Genomic DNA, 12,910 nt, shown 5'->3' with positions numbered 1-12,910 from the left:
CCCGGCGCCCCGGGCCCCGGTTCGGGCCCCGGCCCGGACGCCGGGCAGTCCGGCGCGTGGTGGTCGGCCGAGAGCGGACAGCCGCACGGCGGCCAGGGCGACGGACAGGGCGGGCAGGGCGGCCCGGGCGGCCCGTGGGGGACCGCTCCCGTGCCACCGTCCTCCGGCCCCTTCGAGCGCAAGCCCCGCGGGCTGGTCGCCGCCGTGCTGGCCGCCGTGCTGGTCGCGGGCGGCATCGGCGGCGGCATCGGCTTCTGGGCCGCCGACCGGGAGAGCGACAGCGGCGACACCACCACCGTCTCCGCCTACGGCAACCCCAAGACGGAGAGCCGCGCGCCCGGCTCGGTGTCGAGCATCGCCAACAAGACGCTGCCCAGCGTCGTCACCATCGAGGCGCAGGGCAACAACGGCGAGAGCGGCACCGGCACCGGCTTCGTCTACGACAAGCAGGGCCACATCCTCACCAACAACCACGTCGTCGCCTCGGCCGCCGACAACGGCAAGCTGACCGCGACCTTCTCCAACGGCAAGCGGTACACCGCCCAGGTCGTCGGCCGCGCCCAGGGCTACGACGTCGCCGTGGTCAAGCTCAAGAACGCCGCGGGCGCCAAGCTCGACCCGCTCCCGCTCGGCAACTCCGACCGGGTCGCCGTGGGCGACGCCACGGTCGCCATCGGCGCCCCCTTCGGCCTCTCCGGCACCGTCACCACCGGCATCGTGAGCGCCAAGAACCGCCCGGTCGCCTCCAGCGACGGAGGCGGCGGCAACGCCTCGTACATGAGCGCCCTCCAGACCGACGCCTCCATCAACCCGGGCAACTCCGGCGGCCCGCTGCTCAACGCGGACGGCGGCGTCATCGGCATCAACTCCGCCATCCAGTCCGCCGGCAACGGCAGCGGCCTCGGCGAGTCCCAGCAGTCCGGCAGCATCGGCCTCGGCTTCGCGATCCCGATCAACCAGGCCAAGAACGTCGCCGAGCAGCTGATCAAGACGGGCCAGCCCGTCTACCCGGTCATCGAGGCCACGGTCAACATGAAGGACTCCACCAGCGGCGCCACCATCGCCTCCAACGGCTCCGGTGGCAGCCCCGCCATCGTCCCCGGCGGCCCGGCCGACAAGGCCGGCCTCAAGTCCGGCGACGTGATCACCAAGCTCGACGACACGGTCATCGACAGCGGCCCCACCCTCATCAGCGAGATCTGGACCCACCAGCCGGGCGACAAGGTCACCCTGACCTACAAGCGCGGCGGCAAGGTGTCCAAGGTGGACGTCACCTTGGGGAAGCGCAAGGGTGACAGCTGACGCGCTAGGCTGATCCCCGCGCCATTACGAACGGCGCGGGGAGGCTTGCCCGAGCGGCCTAAGGGAACGGTCTTGAAAACCGTCGTGGCAGCGATGTCACCGAGGGTTCAAATCCCTCAGCCTCCGCAAGTGAACGGCCCCTGACCAGGTAAGACGGTCGGGGGCCGTCGCCATGCGCGCTCCCCACCAAGCGCCGCCGTTCCCCATGATTCCCCGACCGATCGGGCACGGAAGGGGCACGGCCGGACACCCGCTGGTCCTTGCCGACTACCGATTGATCGGAATCTCGTACACGATCTCGCAGTGAGCGGCGGGTACGACGATGTCCGCCGTCTCCACGGGCCGTCCCTGGTCGCTGTAGTACGTCCGCCGGATGTGCGTGACGAGCGCAGCCTTCTGGATCCCGAGAAGCGATGCCTCCTCGGCGGTCGCCTGCCTCGGCTCCGGCTGCTCCACGGCATGGCTGACGGTGATTCCGATGACGGCCATGCGATTCACGACGCCCGCCCCGGCGTGCGGCCCTCCCTCAGGGAGGACGACGAGCGTCCCTGCGGTGAGGTCGTACGGCTCCCAACTCGTCGACAGCTGCACGGGCCTGCCGTCGGCCAGGAACTCGTATGACGTCCGGACGCACAACTCGCCCTCGGCGATACCGAGCCGCGCTGCGATCTCCGCCGGGGCCGGCACCTTGGCGTCGGTCCGGCTCTCCCAGTCGCCGTGCTTCCCGACGGCCTTCATGTCCGCGCGGAACGGCGACCCCTCGGGCTGCTCGCGCGCCGACGACCGGACGACCCGCACCCGTTGCCGGGGCTCGGCGACGTAGGTGCCCGATCCGGCTCGGCCTTCGAGCACACCCTGGGAGATCAGCAACTCCTGCGCCCGGCGGACCACGTTCTCGCCCACCCCGCACTCCTGGCCGATCTGGGCGCGGGACGGCAGGCGGTCTCCCGGCTCCCATACGTGCTCCGCGATCCGCCGCCGGAGTTCGTCGGCGACGCGGAGATAGGGCGGCTGCTCAGGCATATGGAAAATCTAGTCCACTAGCTCTAATCTAGTTAACTAGCTTCACTGAAAGTGATCGCCAGTTGACGGAGGCTGCCCTGTGCCCGTTCCGGGAGTTAGCGCGGCGGCCATCGCCGCCCGGCTGTCCGCCGTCGGGCTCCCCACGCGCGTGGAGGAGCACGCCCGATTCACATCGGTCGAAGCGGAGGTGCCGGAATCACTCTCCGCCGAGGCATGGAAGGAGGTCCTGGCGGCGGTGGCCGAGGCCGATCGGTTCGGGCTCCTCGCCAGCTGCCAGAACGGCCGCACTCTCCGGGCGGTCGTAGAAAAACCGGTCCCCACGACGGGCGATGTCAGGGGACCGGGCCTTCAGCGATAGGAGCTGATTCAACGTGCTCAACCGTATCCGCCGCGCCGTCTCCCTCACCAGGGCGCGGCACTTCTCCAAGGGCAGGCACCGCCGCCCCTTAACGCCCCCTCCGCCGCGGACCGCTCCCGCCGTCTCTGCGCCTGCTGACGAGCCGACGGTCGTCCTGAGCCGGGCCTCCGACTGGGCGAGGCACCGCTACTCGCTCGCAGGCGAGGAAACCGCGCTTGTCCGCCCGTACGTACTGGCCTGGGAAAGGCGCGCCCGACAGCGCCCGACGGTTGTCGTCACTCCCCACGTGCCGACCGACGCCTGGTCGGCTCTTCTGGGGGCCCACTGATGCCCTCTCGACGGCAGACCCACAGCCCGGCCGCCTTGACCACCACCTACCGCTCGCCCGCCTGCCGGATCGGCACGCACCAGGCCTGCGCGGAGTCCTCCCCAGCTCCAGCACCGGTCGACGTGCCGTTGATCTACGAGGCCTGTGGCTGCCCATGTCACCCGGCGTCCGACCAGGCCAGGCAGCCAGAGGTGAAGCAATGAGCGACTGGGCACCCGACAGCGCGCCGACATCCAGCAGCGAGGTCCACCGAGAGGCAGACGCAGGGATGACGGCACAGAACGAACTGAGGCTTCTCCCGTGGACGGGGCCTGAAGGCAAGCCGTGCTACCTGGACACCGACGACCGGGAGCGCTACATGTCCCGCTTGGCGGACCATATCGAGTCGGTGCAACTCGGGATGGCGGCCGAACTGCGCGGGCAGGCAGTTCAGGTACTCGATAATGAGACCGAAGATCTGGAGAAACTGAGGCTCGTCGCCGCGAAGTTGGCTGGCGCACTGCGGGACGTGCTGCGCGTGGCGACCAGCCGTGGACACCGCCTAGAAACACCTGAGTAGCACCCTCAGTGGATCGGCCGGTCGACTTGCCACCCGCGAGTTCTGGCTAGCAGTCATGTGCAGTACAGCAGGGAGCCTCGGATACGTTCCGAGACCTCCCTGCTTCACTTGGCGACTTGAGTGCTCTCCCCCTGGCCTGAGTCCCTCTTCTGCCTCGACCCGGGATTCCGTGTCATTCCCCCCTGAGACGGATAGCCATCACAGAACCGTCGGCCCGGATGGAGACCGAGTCCCACTTCTCGGATGTGTTGTGGTCTGGCCACTGCCCGCGCAGAGCGTGGACTTCGCGGCGATACTCGTTGACCTGCCCTTCTCGGAGGTGCATGTAGAGGTTGCGCTTGAGCCCGGAGAACGTTTCGACGCGGTTGCCGTTGAGTCGGAAGATGTGGTCGGTGCCCACGAAGTCGATGTCGTGGATGCGGTGCTCTTCATCCCGCAGCTTGTGCGTGTTGGCTTGGACGTCGTATTGGAAATGGCGTCGCCCCTGTTCCTTGGTCAGGTACTGGGCGGTGGGCTTGCCGCCTCCAGTGAAGGCCGTCAGCGTGGCTGCTTCCGTCCGGGCCAATACGACGCTGAACCATGCGAACGACTCGGGCAGCACTTGGAACCCGGGGACGGTCTCAACGCCGTTCCGTTCCCCTGGCCGCATGACCTCGGCCACTCTGTTCGCGTCCTCCAGGGTGAGGTCAAGGTCGGCTCCCGGTTCGCCTCCGGGCGGGCTGAGGATGGTTTTCCCCGGCGCTTCCAGCATGTGCACGGCGAGACTTTCCTTGGTTGGGATCTCCGTGTCGATGAGCAGGTACGGAACCGTGTTGTACGGCCCGATGTCCACCGATTCCACGTGGGCGCTCGCCGTGGCTAGCTGCCTGTACACCTGATGAACGGCACTGTGAGTGCCCTTCGAGGAGACGAGGAGGACCTTGGACGGTTGCCCAGGCTGCCACGCTTCGACAAAGAAGTGGGGTCGCCGCTGCAGCGGCTCGGGGCGGGAGCCCTTGCCGGTGCTGCGGAGTGTCCAACCAGCCTTCAGCGCGACGTCGGCCGGGATCACCGAGACCGAGTGATCGGGGTATCGGGTTCTCACCACGTGCTCTGCCAACAACGACGCAAAGCCGGTGCCGATCTCCCCTGACTGTGTGGCCTTGTAGAAGCGCAACAAGTCCCGCCCTTCGGCGGACAGTTGCAGATAACCGCCTCGGTTCGCTTCCAGGGCCTGGCTGTAGCGCAGGCTGCCCCAGTGTTCGGCGAGTCCGCGTCCTGCTCCCTGCCGGGCAGACGCGGCTCCCAGGCCGATGGCGTGGATGACCTGCCAGGGGGTGAGTGTCAATGATCGAGGGGCTCCCCGTACGGGCCTGTAGTCGGTACGTCGGCGCAGGGGGCCACGTCCGTCCCCTGCTCGCTTGTCGTCCTCAGCAGAGGTCGCCTTGGAGACTTGATCGGCAAGTTCGAGGGATGAACGGATCTGTACGTAGGAAGTGGTGCTTAGTTCGCGCAGGATCTCAGCGGTGGGCTTTGACGCGTCCTCGTTCACCGGATTCCCCTTCGGGCGACGTCAGTGAGATGAGCCGGAGGGACGGTAAGCCCGGTTGGCGGAGCGCGCTCAAGTGGGCAGAGGGGGCGCAAGCCGGGATTCGGCCAGCCCGAGCGCCCAGGCAGCAAACGAACCCCAAGCCGTTGGCCTGGGGCTCTGCTGTGTGGAGCGGGTGACGGGAATTGAACCCGCGCTCTGAGCTTGGGAATCACAGGAGCGATCAGGACTGATCAGGGTTCTCACCTGTGTAAACAGCTCCTGAAGCAATCTTGAGCACCGGCTACGGTTAGCTTGCGCTGACCGTGGCTTGCCGTTCGTTCTGGCACGCATCTGGCACGGTCCCTCTGGCGGTGATCACCGCATTACAAGTTCGATCACCGGCCAGGTCGCCCAAGGCTGGGCTGGCCCTAACTGTCGGGCGAGCGGTGGCCTCGGTGCATTAGATGCCGCCGACGTCCGCCGTCGTTGATATCAATTGGTGATGCCAGAACGTCAGCCGAGCAGTACCCTGCGAGCGGCCCAGCGTCGGCCGGCGCGAAGTTCCCCATAACGCGGGCCGGTTGTGGAGGGGACCAGCCCGTTCGAGGAGCGCAGCACCCGCTTGATCTTGTCGCGTAGGCACAGCTCCGGAGTGTCAGTGGCAGCGTCTAGCCTGCGGCCGTGGACTGGTTAACAGACGAAGAGTTCGACGCATTGACAGATGAAGAGTTCCACGCATGGGTCGAGACCCTGGAACCCTGCACGGTGTGTTTCGACAAGCTCTGGCGAGTCAATGCAGGCCCCAAGGGAAAAGTATGTCCACAGTGCTGCAACGCCGAACGACAGGCCCGGCGACATAAACTGACGCGTGCTCGCGTCAACGCGATCCTCAGAGCTCAGGACGACACATGTCCGCTGTGCCACAGACTGGGTGGCGACCCATCGATGGAGGGGCCGTCATGGTGGCACATCGATCACGATCATGCCTGCTGTCCCGGCCGGTCCTCGTGTGGACATTGCGTACGCGGGCTGCTGTGCAGAGACTGCAACACCCGTGGCTTGGCATGGTACGAGGGCCTCACAGTCGACCTGCAAAACTGGGATCACGTTAACGCCTACCTGGCGGATCCCCCGGCACGCAGACCAGAGGCAGCGGTGCTGTTCCACGGCGATCTTCACGGCGTACGCTCACGAGACGGTTCTTTCGCTGAGTGGCGCTCCAGCCAACCGCTCGACAACGGTATCGGGTCACCAACCGTGTAACCCGTCTTTAGGGCACGATGCCGAGTCAACGGCAGGCAACGAACAAGGCCAGGTCGCTGACCTTGGGCCTTCGCTATGGAGCGGGTGACGGGAATCGAACCCGCGCTCTGAGCTTGGGAAGCTGCGGTCATTTGGGGCCCGGTTGAGCGTTGACCTGGGTAAACGCTCGGATTGTGATGTCGTCGGACTGGGCGGCTCTCCCTCCGATTCCCCGTTGTTCTCCGGTCGATCTGGTGCGCTTGTGGTGCGGTCGGGCAACGGGCTATCGCGGGTGCTCGAAATTGGTGTGCGGCAGGATCCTGCTAGCCGCACTCTGCGGTGCTGAGTCGTTGGAAGCTCTCCGACAACTGGTACGCCGACCTGCCCGGCCTCTGTCGAGCAGCTGCGGGAGCGCCGGGCCTTCGCCGCTCAACGGGCTGAGCCTGCCGTGGCGCGTGGCATGGGGCGCAACCCCAAGGCTGGGCGGGAGTGGCGGCAGCGGCTTCGCGGTGTCGATGACGAGCTCCTGAGGCGGGGTGTCCAGGGAGCGTAGCCATCGTGTGAGCCGTCTCTGAGCCTCGCCCGCTGCTGCCGAGCCATCCCGGCAGCAGCGAGGACAACCCGGCTACCGGCTGTTCCGGGTGGCGAACAGCGAGGGCCGACTTGCTTCGAAGGCAACGACGGTTGCTCCAGCGGCTTCGGCGTGCACCCAGTGCGTCAAGTAATAGCGGCCTCGACGATCGGTCCATCGCCGGTATGGCGCAGTATGGCAAATAATCCCCGAAATTTTTCGCCAAGAGGATGAAAGGCTATTCGGGAATGGGTTTTGTTGAGTGAATGGATTCCGAGCCAATACCCCAATGACGTTTGCTTCGCTTCCATAGTCTGGGTTATTTGAAACGACGTAGCCGGTCACCTCTAGCTCGATACCGGGTTCGATATTTCCAAACGTGAAATCATTCCCGTAGTCCCAAGACATCCTGCTCTCCCACCAGCTACCGAAGGTGTCTGTGATCTGATGGAAGCGCGTCATGTCGAGAGGGGGCTCTTGCATAACGAACGACAGGTCGCAGTTGTCGGCCTCTGTTGCCTCATAAATGTCGGCCGAGAGGTTCCAGAACTCATCAATTGCGATGCCGTGACAATGCAGAGTTATGCCAGGGTTTCCCTGAGCTGCGAGAATATTTTCTCTATTCTCGCGCTCCAGTGCGGCGAGCAATGAAGGGTGGCCGACGCCGTGCCAAGATAGCCGCCTATTGGTGAGGGTCCATCTAAAGCCGCCGTCACACTTTCCGCCATCATGGAGATAGGAAATTAGCTGCTTCACAGAGTCAAGCGACCGCACGTCGGGGAAAAGTTTGATCGACGCCATGCCGTGTTGGGACGGTTGGTCAATTGGGATGGAAAGTGAGCCGAAGATCGGACTACTGCTTTCTGCTCTGTTCTCAACCCACGGGATCGGCGTTCCGCCCACTGTAACCAGGCTTACGTGGTCGTCTTCGGGGCTGCGCCAGAAGTAAGATTTCTGTTCTGGTGCGGGGTCGTTAAACCAAATTTCCCCCATTCGCGTAAGTCGCTGATATTTGGTTCGTAACATGCGGATCAGCTTGCTCGGGTCAGACATGGCGGATTTTACGTCGTTGCTGTCGACTAGAAGGATGGTCCGTTCGCCCCTCTTGCGGACCACCTCCTCTAGGCAAGTTTTGGAGAATCCGGACATGCTGATTACGACGCCCAATACAGATGGGTCCGTGCGGCGAAGTCGAGAATCAACTGAATCTATGACGTCGACAGAAACCGGCTTAGCCTCCCATTTGGCCTCAATTAGATAAGTCTGCTCTCCGTAGGAAGCTATGAGATCGGTTTGCCTAGGGAGAGAGATGGTCGGGTTTATCTCCGCCTGTAGGCCAGCAATACGGAAGAGTCGTAGAAGTAGGCGTTCGAAGGCAACTCCGCGACGCTGGGGGTTTTTCTCTGTTTGCAGAGAGGTGAATTCCGCGAAGGGATTTATTTTTGCGTAAATCCTGGCCTCCTCAACGGCATCGGCTGTAATGAATGTCCGGAATATATCAACGATTCGAGCAGGTTGGAGTCATTTTGGGAGAAAACCTGACTTCTCCTGGCCGAGGGCGTGTCATTGGCTACCGTTGAGCGACCTCGGATGGCCCAGCTCTGCCGCACTCGACTGGCGGCTGTTACCAAGGCGTGAGCCTGTAGCTATTCGTTGAGCCCAAGCTGTGCCCGTAGCGCTTTCCGTCGCCCAGAGAAAAGGAGTTGGTCTTCGAGTTCCTCCAAGATGGTCACGAGGTTTTGTGCGCTTACTGCCACCTCTTTGACTCGCTGATCGTAGGCATCTTTATCCGATATGCTTCGTGACTGCCACTTGTAGTGCACAAAGCCGTTTCTAAATTCCATGAGATCGGTCATCATGCGTATGTGTGCTTTTCCTAGGGGTGCTGCTTTGAGTGATGTCCACACGTCTTTTATCTTCACGTGGAAGCTGCAACTTCGCACCAATGCGACCGCCGCTCCTTCAGGAACGCCCGAGCGGACACTGAGGCTCATCAGGACATTGTTCACCCAATGTTCAAGCCAAGTGGCATAGAAGAGAATCGCGAACCAATGCTCATCGGCGTGCATGGCACAGACGGCCTTCTTGGGGAGATCGTCACAGTGGTCGGTTACCACATGCACATCGTCATCAGACCACGCGGTCTGCCCCTCGATTGTCGCGACTTGGGCGTCTGTGTATCTGAGGAAATCAAGCAATGCGGTGTTGATCGCCTCCTCGTCCGTTAATTTCTTCGAGGTCAACCAAACCGCGCCGAACGTATTGGTCGACCATCCCCCAAAAAATTCCACTCTTGAGCGACTCGTCGACAAAGGGTGCAGATTTCTCCTCCATGTGGGCAAGTGTGCCATTCTGCCCGTGGTGCGGGCAGGTGAATTATGAGGTCGGTGGAGCGGCTTTGGGCTGGAGCTGCTTTGGGGCGAGAGATCATGGCCCCGTAAGCTTCCGGCGCGTCGGGCAGTCTGTGGACCTGCCCGCTAAAGCACGACGTTGGGGCCATGATCTTAGAGGCTCGCCCCAAAGTGGCTGCCTAAAGCCGTGGAGCCGACCGGCCCCAGCCACGACGTACCCCTTCTCTGGCATCAGGCGGCTGATTGCTGTGCGCGCGGCACGGGCGGCGACCGGGCTGGAGCGGGGCGGAGACAGGAGCGCAGGCCCGGCCGGGGGCCGGGCCGCGCGCGGGGAGCGGAGCGAGCCGCCTTGGTCTTCGACACACCGAAGTCCCACCAGAAGCGGCTCTTGCGAGTCGGCCCGTCGCTCGCGAAGCGGCTGGGGCGACATCTGGAGACTCTGCCTGGTGGAGATGACGCGCTCCTGTTCATGACCCCGGGCGGCAAGCCGCTGCGCTACAACCAATGGCGCAAGGCGTACTTCGACCCAGCCGTGTCGGCCGCCGGGCTGACCGACGTGACCCCACATGATCTGCGCGCCTCACACGGAACGTGGGTCGCCGATCATTACGGCGTAATGACCGCCGCTCACCGGCTCGGCCACTCGAACGCGAGCGTCACGACTCGGCACTACGCCCGGCCGGTCGCCGGACGTGATGACCAGGTGGCCGAAGCAGCGGACTCCTGGCTCAGCGGGCACAACCATGAGCCTGGGGCACGTAGCGGGCACGACGACGATGACGACGGCTCCGCTGGGGCGCTCGCACCCCTCTGACCTGTGGCAGAGCGATCGGCCCCATGATCGCCGAGAGATCTTGAAAACCGTCGTGGCAGCGATGTCACCGAGGGTTCAAATCCCTCAGCCTCCGCGCAGGTCAGCGACGTAGCTGGTCAGAAGGGGTGCCCCTGCTTCGGGGCACCCTTTCTGCGTGTCCGCTGTCTCACCCTGTCTCGCCTGTGTCCCAGGTTCGACCAGTGCGTATGGGCCAGCTGCGGGCCAGCTGCGGGTCGCGTCAGCCCTCGATCAATCCCTGTGCGATGAGCTGGTTGGGCCGGGAAGGTCCGGCACGGCGGGCTGGCCTTGGCCCGGGGCTGCTGTCCGGGGCCTTCTGAGTCGGAGGGGCTGCGATGAGTTTTCGTCGTCTGGTCGGTCTGCCCTCGTATGGATCAGGATTTCGGCGTGACTGGCGCCCGAGCAGAGGTCGAACTATCCGTCGACGCGCCCGTGGACCGGCTCTGGGAGGCGATCACGGACCTCTCCCGGATCGGTGACTGGAGCCCGGAGTGCACGTACGCGGGTTGGCTGGACGGCTGGAGTGAACCAGCGGTCGGGGCGCGCTTCGAGGCCCGCAATCGGTTCCCCAATGGGCTTGTCACGCAGGTCGTATGCATGGTCGTCGCGGCGGACCGGCCGTACTCGTTCGGCTGGAGAGTGTTCGGGGGCTCCCCGGAAACCGAGGAGCATTTCGCCACCTGGACTTACGATCTACGGCCCGCCGCACGGCAGGGTCAGACGGTGGTCCGTCAGTCGTTCATCCATGGGCCGGGCGACAGCGGAGCCCGCGCGGCGGTGCGGGCCGACCCCGAGAACGCCGCAGCGCTCCTGCAAGGACGGCTGGACCAACTCCGACGCAACATGACAGCGACGATCGAGGCGATGACCCGCGACGTCCGAAGCCGGAGCATATGAGCACCTGCTCCCGATCTCGCGTGGCGTAGCTGTCAGAAGGGGTGCCCATGGTTCAAGGGGCACCCCTTCCGCACGCCCGCGTGTCAGGGAAGCCGGGAAGCAGCAGGCCAAAGGAGCTCCGCGTACCACTCCACCGACCAGTCCGCTTCCGTACTCCGGGCGTCAGGAGATGGAGACGCTGGTGCCGAACTCGAAGACGCTGGACTCGTTCGGCCTGACCTGGCTGATCGGGTGCCCCTGGCAGTTCGGGAGGTCAAAGACGGTGGCGACCTGGTTGGTGTTGTTGGCCACGAACATGGGCCAGACGTTCGTCGTGTAACAGCCGCTGGGGTTGGTGTGGGTGGCCAGGCCGACGGTCAGGGTGCCCTCGGCGGCCACGGCTGATCCCGTCGGCGACAGGGCGAGGGGCACCGCACCCATCACCGACGCCGCCATAAGCCCGATACGACGCATCGTTGCCTCCTGCTCAGACACGATCCGGAGGAGACGCCGACCGCCTCCTGACCTATTGCTAGAGGCCGTCGCTTGACAGGCACTCATGGCTCGCGTGAGCGCTGCCAGTGCTCCTCATCGGCTACGAACGGGTCGTGCCCCGGGAACGAGAAAGCGCCACCCCACCCGCCATGGGTGAAGTGGCGCATGGTGCGCCACACGGCCCGGTCGGCCTACTCGGCGGCCGCCTTGAGCCCGTGCGGGGTGCAATGCCTACGCGCCGGCCGGCGCTCCCTGGGCGGCGGCCCGTCGGGCCATGCCGCCACCACCGGTGCTCACTCCGCCGTGCGGGGCCCGTGCGCTGTGGCCGTCGGCCTTGAACTTCCCGTCCCGCAGCTCGAAGCGCTCGGGCGGCGAGCAGCCGATCGCCGGGGTGATCAGCAGGCTCGCGGTGACGGGCGCGGGGTTGGTGCTCGCCGTGGAGAACTCGCAGATCGCGCCCCGCCCGGTGACCGGGAACCAGAACCAGCTGTCCACCGCACCGACCCGCACCTCGTCCGACAGCACGAACCGGCCGTGCTGCCGGGCGAAGGCCATCAGCCGGACGGAGGCCCTCAGCGGGTCGACGGTGGACCGGATCGCGGTCAGGGTGAACTTGACGTTCTCGTCGGCGTCCAGGACCGAGGACGCGATCTGTTTGGTCTCGGCCGCCCGCCCGTCGGTTGGCCGCCCGTTGTGGGCTTTGGCTTCGGTGGTTTCGGCAGGGGTGGCCAGCATGGCGACGGTCGCCGCGGCGGTGACCAGCACCGAGCTGCCGCGCACGAGCGCGCTCGCTTGTATCGGCATGTTTCCTCCCTGGTGCTCATGCGTACTGTTCGCGCATGAATGCCACCTTTTCCCTTCCACCTGGCAGCAGGAAAACCACCTGAATCACTCGTTCGCGCGCGGCGTCACCCGGTCGGACCGGACAACTACTCCATCGGTCGGCAGCCGTGCATCTGGCTCCTGTGCTTCGCAGCCGGAGCGGCCTGTTCCGCCGCCCTCGGCCTCGTGCGGCACGACGACGATCTGGTACGCGTCCTCGTAGACGATCCTCCCCGGATTCGACGACCGGATCATCCGGCACTCGATGCCATGGGCGGCAAGGATCTCCAGGTAGCCGTCCACCCGCTTGATCAGGTCCTGGGACGTGGGCTTGAACCAGGCCGCCGCGCCGGGGTGGATCTCGTGGTCGTAGACCGTCGGATCCACGGTCGAGGGGTCTGGATAGGCCGCGTTGTACCAGTCATTGTTGGCCCGTCGGAAGCGTTCCTGTCAGCGCTCAGCTTCCCGCTCCGCGCCAGGCCGTTGACCAGGCCGAACACCCCGGAGTAGTAGCCGCGCTCGTTCCGGACCGGGCTCTGGAAGCGTACGTAGGGGGCTTCGTCAACGAGTTCCCTTGCTTCGCCGATCGTCACGGTGCGGATGTTAGAGACGGGGGACGAGGGGCCGTCGTCCGTTCGGTG

General features: G+C 65.0%; 11 protein-coding genes, 1 tRNA gene and 2 pseudogenes. 7 read left to right on the top strand and 7 right to left on the bottom strand.

Translation table 11 applies throughout. The annotated features are described in order from the left end of the window. Together GWI24_RS29500 and GWI24_RS29495 are read left to right on the top strand one after the other, a co-directional pair. On the top strand, window positions 1-1,302 hold a 1,302-nt coding region (locus tag GWI24_RS29500), incomplete at its 5' end, for a S1C family serine protease (protein WP_210948930.1). Window positions 1,303-1,341: 39 nt separating this feature from the next. Beyond that, window positions 1,342-1,428: transfer RNA gene (locus GWI24_RS29495), tRNA-Ser, on the top strand. Between the two features lie 141 nt (window positions 1,429-1,569). Here the strand turns inward: GWI24_RS29495 and GWI24_RS29490 are convergent. Continuing rightward, a complete protein-coding gene (locus GWI24_RS29490; protein WP_210948929.1) occupies window positions 1,570-2,325 on the bottom strand; it encodes a GntR family transcriptional regulator in 756 nt (251 codons plus the stop codon). 79 nt (window positions 2,326-2,404) lie between these two features. Here GWI24_RS29490 and GWI24_RS45635 point away from each other — a divergent pair, with 79 nt between their 5' ends. Continuing rightward, a complete protein-coding gene (locus GWI24_RS45635) occupies window positions 2,405-2,683 on the top strand; it encodes a hypothetical protein (protein WP_308344126.1) in 279 nt (92 codons plus the stop codon). 596 nt (window positions 2,684-3,279) lie between these two features. Beyond that, a complete protein-coding gene (locus tag GWI24_RS29485; RefSeq protein WP_210948932.1) occupies window positions 3,280-3,570 on the top strand; it encodes a hypothetical protein in 291 nt (96 codons plus the stop codon). A 172-nt stretch (window positions 3,571-3,742) separates the two neighbouring features. Here GWI24_RS29485 and GWI24_RS29480 read toward each other — a convergent pair whose 3' ends face one another. Further along, on the bottom strand, window positions 3,743-5,101 hold the full coding sequence (locus tag GWI24_RS29480; protein ID WP_210948928.1) for a hypothetical protein: 1,359 nt from the start codon (window positions 5,099-5,101) through the stop codon (window positions 3,743-3,745). A 660-nt stretch (window positions 5,102-5,761) separates the two neighbouring features. Between GWI24_RS29480 and GWI24_RS46960 the strand changes: the two genes are divergently transcribed. Continuing rightward, window positions 5,762-6,343 carry an endonuclease domain-containing protein gene (locus GWI24_RS46960; protein ID WP_210948927.1) on the top strand — a complete coding sequence of 194 codons (582 nt, stop codon included), beginning with the start codon at window positions 5,762-5,764 and terminating at the stop codon, window positions 6,341-6,343. Between the two features lie 604 nt (window positions 6,344-6,947). On the opposite strand, the gene GWI24_RS29470 is transcribed toward GWI24_RS46960, so the two are convergent. Next, window positions 6,948-8,306, bottom strand: a complete 1,359-nt coding sequence (locus GWI24_RS29470) for a restriction endonuclease (RefSeq protein WP_281790812.1) — start codon at window positions 8,304-8,306, stop codon at window positions 6,948-6,950. A 233-nt stretch (window positions 8,307-8,539) separates the two neighbouring features. Beyond that, window positions 8,540-9,136 (bottom strand): hypothetical protein, encoded by a 597-nt coding sequence (locus GWI24_RS29465; protein ID WP_210948926.1) that lies wholly within the window; start codon window positions 9,134-9,136, stop codon window positions 8,540-8,542. A 457-nt stretch (window positions 9,137-9,593) separates the two neighbouring features. On the opposite strand from GWI24_RS29465, the pseudogene GWI24_RS29460 reads away from it, so the two are divergent. Further along, window positions 9,594-10,058 (top strand): annotated as a pseudogene (locus GWI24_RS29460) (tyrosine-type recombinase/integrase); the annotation flags it as partial. A 387-nt stretch (window positions 10,059-10,445) separates the two neighbouring features. Beyond that, window positions 10,446-10,973: an SRPBCC family protein gene (locus tag GWI24_RS29455; RefSeq protein WP_210948925.1), complete on the top strand. Its 528-nt coding sequence runs from the start codon at window positions 10,446-10,448 to the stop codon at window positions 10,971-10,973. Between the two features lie 162 nt (window positions 10,974-11,135). On the opposite strand, the gene GWI24_RS29450 is transcribed toward GWI24_RS29455, so the two are convergent. The 3 genes and pseudogenes from GWI24_RS29450 to GWI24_RS29440 all read right to left on the bottom strand — a co-directional run bounded on the left by GWI24_RS29450 (window position 11,136) and on the right by GWI24_RS29440 (window position 12,856). Then, on the bottom strand, window positions 11,136-11,426 hold the full coding sequence (locus GWI24_RS29450; RefSeq protein ID WP_210948924.1) for a hypothetical protein: 291 nt from the start codon (window positions 11,424-11,426) through the stop codon (window positions 11,136-11,138). Between the two features lie 252 nt (window positions 11,427-11,678). After that, entirely contained in the window at window positions 11,679-12,251 is a 573-nt protein-coding gene (locus GWI24_RS29445; protein WP_210948923.1) for a hypothetical protein, read from the bottom strand. Between the two features lie 84 nt (window positions 12,252-12,335). Further along, window positions 12,336-12,856 (bottom strand): annotated as a pseudogene (locus GWI24_RS29440) (hypothetical protein). Window positions 12,857-12,910: the final 54 nt, after the last annotated feature.

This window comes from Streptomyces sp. MK37H (genome assembly GCF_018035285.1).
GTDB lineage: Bacteria > Actinomycetota > Actinomycetes > Streptomycetales > Streptomycetaceae > Streptomyces > Streptomyces endocoffeicus.
The sequence above is the reverse complement of the archived record's forward strand: the minus strand, read 5'-3'. Positions and strand labels throughout refer to the sequence as shown.

Coding starts and splice junctions, on each gene's coding strand:
- GWI24_RS29490 (WP_210948929.1), bottom strand. CDS start 2,325: ATGCCTGAGCAGCCGCCCTATCTCCGCGTCGCCGACGAACTCCGGCGG.
- GWI24_RS29485 (WP_210948932.1), top strand. CDS start 3,280: ATGACGGCACAGAACGAACTGAGGCTTCTCCCGTGGACGGGGCCTGAA.
- GWI24_RS29455 (WP_210948925.1), top strand. CDS start 10,446: ATGGATCAGGATTTCGGCGTGACTGGCGCCCGAGCAGAGGTCGAACTA.
- GWI24_RS29450 (WP_210948924.1), bottom strand. CDS start 11,426: ATGCGTCGTATCGGGCTTATGGCGGCGTCGGTGATGGGTGCGGTGCCC.
- GWI24_RS29445 (WP_210948923.1), bottom strand. CDS start 12,251: ATGCCGATACAAGCGAGCGCGCTCGTGCGCGGCAGCTCGGTGCTGGTC.